Origin of the sequence: Thauera aminoaromatica S2, assembly GCF_000310185.1 — a bacterium.
GTDB lineage: Bacteria > Pseudomonadota > Gammaproteobacteria > Burkholderiales > Rhodocyclaceae > Thauera > Thauera aminoaromatica.
In genome coordinates, this window is the sequence record NZ_AMXD01000205.1 from 1 (window position 1) to 4,693 (window position 4,693).

Annotated in this window: 5 protein-coding genes; 1 reads left to right on the forward strand and 4 read right to left on the reverse strand. The window is 72.7% G+C overall.

Features of this window, described 5'->3' with window-relative positions; all coding sequences use genetic code 11:
- The 4 genes from C665_RS18425 to C665_RS18440 form a co-directional block, all read right to left on the reverse strand.
- Positions 1-417, reverse strand: a 417-nt coding sequence (locus C665_RS18425) for a response regulator (RefSeq protein WP_004326297.1), incomplete at its 3' end; no start/stop codon positions are given.
- 99 nt (positions 418-516) lie between these two features.
- Positions 517-1,197, reverse strand: a complete 681-nt coding sequence (locus tag C665_RS18430; RefSeq protein ID WP_012584960.1) for a response regulator — start codon at positions 1,195-1,197, stop codon at positions 517-519.
- A gap of 9 nt (positions 1,198-1,206) precedes the next feature.
- Positions 1,207-2,754 (reverse strand): hybrid sensor histidine kinase/response regulator, encoded by a 1,548-nt coding sequence (locus C665_RS18435; RefSeq protein ID WP_231570595.1) that lies wholly within the window; start codon positions 2,752-2,754, stop codon positions 1,207-1,209.
- A gap of 10 nt (positions 2,755-2,764) precedes the next feature.
- Positions 2,765-4,270, reverse strand: coding sequence for a sensor histidine kinase (locus tag C665_RS18440; RefSeq protein ID WP_004326303.1), 1,506 nt, complete (start codon positions 4,268-4,270; stop codon positions 2,765-2,767).
- 207 nt (positions 4,271-4,477) lie between these two features.
- Here C665_RS18440 and C665_RS20795 point away from each other — a divergent pair.
- A partial coding sequence (locus tag C665_RS20795; protein ID WP_157277062.1) for a hypothetical protein occupies positions 4,478-4,693 on the forward strand: 216 nt, incomplete at its 3' end.

Here is a 4,693-nt window from a genome sequence, read left to right on the forward strand (position 1 = left end):
ACGCAGGCCGTCCTCAGCGTGGCGGCGGGCCCGGCGCCCGCGCGCCTCGACCAGGCCGCGCGCCAGCGCCGGGGCGAGGCGCGCGAGATCGTGCTTGTGCACGTAGTCGTGTGCGCCGAGCGCCATCAGGCGGCCGGCCTCCTCGTCGGCGAGCGAGGCCGAGACGACCACGAAGGGCAGGTCGAGGCCGCTCGCCTGCACCTGGGCGAGGGCCTCCTCGGGGCTGAACCCGGGCAGGGCGTAGTCGCACAGCACCGCGGACCACGCGCAGGCCTCGAGCGCGGCGCCGAGTTCCGCGGCGCGATCGACGCGGCGCGCCGTCGCCACCGTGTAGCCGGCGCGCTCGAGCTGGCGCACGACCAGCGCGGCATCGGATTCGTTGTCCTCGACGATCAGCAGGTTGACGGTCTCGCCCATGCTTGCCCTTCCATTGCGGGGTGCGGCCGCAAGCGCACTCCGGCACTCCGGTCCATGCGGCGATGATAAGCCGGCGGGCCGTGGCGGCAATCCCTTGGATTACCGAGGCGCGTCTAGGGTTGTGGAGCGCTTGCCGAGCGTGATGAGGCCGCGGCGCGCGGCCTCGAGCAGCAGGTTGGCGATGTCGCGCACGCCCAGGCGCTCCATGATCTGCGCGCGGTGCGCCTCCACGGTCTTGACGCTGAGGTCGAGCCGGCGGGCGATCTCCTTGGTGCCGAGGCCGCTGCCGATGAGCTCGAGGATCTCGGTCTGGCGCGGGGTCAGCACGCTCGCCGCGCGTTCGTCCTCGGGCGGACGGGCGAGCATGTTGCCCACCAGGTGGCGCGACACCGCCGGGCTCAGATAGACGTCGCCGCGCATCACCGCCGCGATCGCCATCTCGAGCTCGGCCACCGCGGCGTCCTTGAGCAGGTAGCCGCGCGCGCCGCAGCGCAGCGCCTGCTCGAAGAAGTCGCCGGTGTCGTGCATCGACAGGATCACCACCTTGATGTGCGGATGCGCCGCGGCGATCGTGCGTGTGGCGGCGAGGCCGTCCATGTCGTCCATCGCGATGTCCATCAGCACCAGGTCGGGCTGCATCGTCGCCGCCAGCTCGACCGCCTGACGGCCGCTGCTCGCCTCCTCGATGCCGGCCACGCCCGCGATGGAGCCGAGCAGCGCGCGGATGCCCGCGCGCACCAGGCTGTGATCGTCCACCAGCAGAACTCGCATTCCTTCCATGGCCGAATCCTACGCCGCGGCGGCGTGTGCGGTACAGGGCAGGCTGACCCGGATGCGGGTGCCCGCGCCGGGCGCCGCGTCGATGTGGACCTCGCCGCCGATGAGCGCGGCGCGCTCCTCCATGCCGAGCAGGCCCACGCTGGCGCCCTCCAGCATGCGCCGGCGCGCGCGCGCGAGGTCGAAGCCGCGGCCGTCGTCGGCGATCTCCAGGTCCAGGCGGCCGTCCGCGGCCGACAGGGCGATGCGCACCCGCTTCGCCGCCGCATGGCGGACGACGTTGGTGAGCGCCTCCTGCAGCAGGCGGAAGCACACGATCGCGCAGCGCTCTTCCGCCTTGAACTCGCCCACGCTGCCGGCGAAGTCGAGCGCCAGCCCGGCGCGCGCGCATTCGCGCTCGGCGTGCCAGCGCAGCGAGGCTTCCAGGCCCATGTAGTCGAGCTGCGGCGGGCGCAGGTTCAGGGACAGGCCGCGCACCTGCGCGAGCGCCTCCTCGGTGGTGTGGATGGCCGCGGCCAGGCGCGCCACCGCCGGGCCGGCGTCCAGATGCGGGGTCATCGCCTGCAGGTCGAGCTTGACCGCGGTCAGCGCCTGGCCGATCTGGTCGTGCAGCTCGTAGGCCACCGCACGGCGCTCGGCCTCCTGGGCGTCGAGCACGCGCAGCGACATCTGGCGCAGGCGCGCGTTGGCGGTGCGCAAGGCCTCGGCCGCGGCGCGCTGCGCGGTGACATCGTGCACCGTGCCGATCAGGCGCGGCGTCGCAGCCTCGACGCCGCGGCTGCGGGCGGCGCACTCGAGCACGTAGCGCAGGCTGCCGTCGGCATGGACGATGCGGTACTCCAGTTCCACGCGCTCGCTGCCGGCCGCGAGCTCGCGATGCGCCTGCAGCAGGCGGCCGAGGTCGTCCGGGTGCACGCGGGTGAGCAGGGCGTCGAGCGCATCCTCGCCCGCCACAGGGGCCATGCCGAAGAGCGCGAACAAGGTGTCCGAGCACCATGGCGCGCCGCCCGGCAGGTCCCTGCGCCACTGCCCGACCCCGCCGATGCGCTGCGCCTCGCGCAGCACCGCCTCGCTGTCGTGCAGGGCGGCGAGCGCGCGTCGGCGCTCGGCGCGGACGCGCGCCTCGCCGAGCTCGCGCTCGATCGCGGGGGCGAGGCGGGCGAGGTTGTCCTTCATCAGGTAGTCGTGGGCGCCGCGGCGCATCAGTTCGATCGCGGTCTCGTCGCCGATGGTGCCCGAGACCACGATGAAGGGCAGGTCGAGCCCGCTCGCGTGCAGCTCGGCGAGCGCGCTGCGCGCGTCGAACCCCGGCAGGTTGAAGTCGGAGAGCACCACGTCCCAGGTCTCCTCGACGAGCGCCGCACGCATTCCGGCGCCGTCCTCGATGCGGCGATGGCGCGGCGCGAAGCCCGCTCGGCGCAGCGCGCGCAACACCAGCAGCGCATCGCTCTCGGAGTCTTCCACCATCAGCACGGCGAGCGCGCGCGGCGCGGGAGCGGTGCGAGACTCCGCAGGCGAGCTCGGGGAGGGGGCGGAGGCGGAGTTCGGGAGAGGGGTCAAGGCGCTCGCCTCAGGCAGGCGTTCCGTTGCGTGCAGGGGCCGGCGGCCCGGGCAGCAGCGGCAGGGTGAAGCGGAAGCAGGCGCCCTCGCCAGGGCTCGCCTCGGCCTCCAGGGTGCCACCGTGACGCTGGATGATACGCTGCACGATCGCCAGCCCGATGCCCGTGCCGGGAAACTCGCGCTGCGAGTGCATGCGCTGGAAGGGCACGAACAGCCGGGCGGCGTGCTTCATGTCGAAGCCCGCGCCGTTGTCGCGCACGAAATACTGCCGCAGCACGCGCGTGCCGAGGGGATCGACGATTTCCCGGCAGCCGAGTTCGACGCGCGCCCGCGGCACGCGCGCGGTGAACTTGCAGGCGTTGTCGCACAGGTTGGCGAGCGCGATCCCGAGCAGGCGGCGGTCGCCCCAGACCGTCAGCCCGGGGGCGATCACGAACTCGATGTCGCGCCCCGGCCAGCTCTCGCGCACGCGCTCGGCCACCTCGCGGGCGAGCAGGTCGAGCTCCAGCCACTCGAAGGACGGCTCGCTGCGGGTGACGCGGGCCAGCTGCAGCAGGTCCTCGATGAGCAGGTTCATGCGCGCGCATTCGCCGCGGATGCGTGCGAGGTATTCCTGCGCTTCCACGGGCAGGGCGGCGCCGTGATCCTCCTCGAGCGCCTGCGCCCAGCCGCCGATGCCGCGCAGCGGTGCGCGCAGGTCGTGCGACACCGAGTAGCTGAAGCTCTCCAGCTCGCGGTTGGCGAGTTCGAGCTGGCTGCGCTGCTGGTGCAGGGCCTGCAGGGTCTCGCCGAGCGCGTCGGCCATGTGGTCGAACTGCGCACCGACCTGGGCGATCTCGTCCTTGCCGGACATGCCGAGGCGGTGCTCGTAGTGACCCTTCTCGATCGCCCGCGCGCCCTTGTGCAGTTCCTGCAGCGGATCGAGGATGCGGCGATGCACCAGGAAGAGCTCCAGGCCGATCACGAGGCCCAGTGCGAGGATGAGGCCCGCGATCAGGCGCTCCTGATCGGCATGCAGCCGTTCCAGCCGGGCCTGGCCGAGATCGAGCAGGCGCAAGGTGTCGCTGGCCACCTGCTGCGTCGCCTCCATGAAGTGCACCGAGGCCATGCGCTGCGCGTCGAGCAACTCGGGCGTCGGCGTGCTGCCCGCGGCCTCGCGCAGGCGATCGGCGGCGAGCGCCTCGAACAGCGCCGGCAGTTCCGCGTGGCGTGCGCGCAGGCCCGCGATGATCGGCTCGCCGGGGGTGCCGTCCATCAGCGCGGGCGCGAGCAGCGCGCCGAGCGCCTGGTGGCTCTCGTACCAGCGCGCGCGCGCGGCCGGCGAGGGCTCGGCGAGGAACTCGAAGATGCGCGAGCGCATCTGCGCGGCGCCCACCGGCCCGATCTGCGCCGACATGCGGCCGCGCTCCAGTTCGGCGCGCAAGGCCAGGTTGTTCGCGATCCACAGCCCCGTGGCGACCACGACGGTGATCAGCGACGCGATCGCGATCGCCCATTGCTGCCTGCGGATCAGCACGCGAATCCCTCCGTCTCGATGAGCCTGCTCCTGCTTTCCGACTAGTCCAATCCCCTAGGGGCATGCACGGAATTTTACCGATTGTCCCTAGACGCCCCGGAGCGGGAACATGCAGGCGACGGAAATGCATGCCGCCGGCAAACCCCGGGCGGATGCGGAGTTTAACGGCACTCCCCGGATGGGTTCCATCTTCGCGCGGAGCGCTCCGTGAGCGAAGTCCGCACGGAACAGGAATCGTCGCAGCGCCACAAGGCGGGTGCGGCACAAGTGGAGAAGCCTCAAGTGTCCCAAGCCCCCCAGGCTCCCGCCTCGAAGGATTCGCAGCTCCTGCCCCTGGCTGCGCTCGCCGCGCCCGGGTTGGCGGGGGCGCTGCTGCTCGGCGCGCTCGTGCCGGGCGCGGCGGGCGTCGTCGCGGCGGGCGTC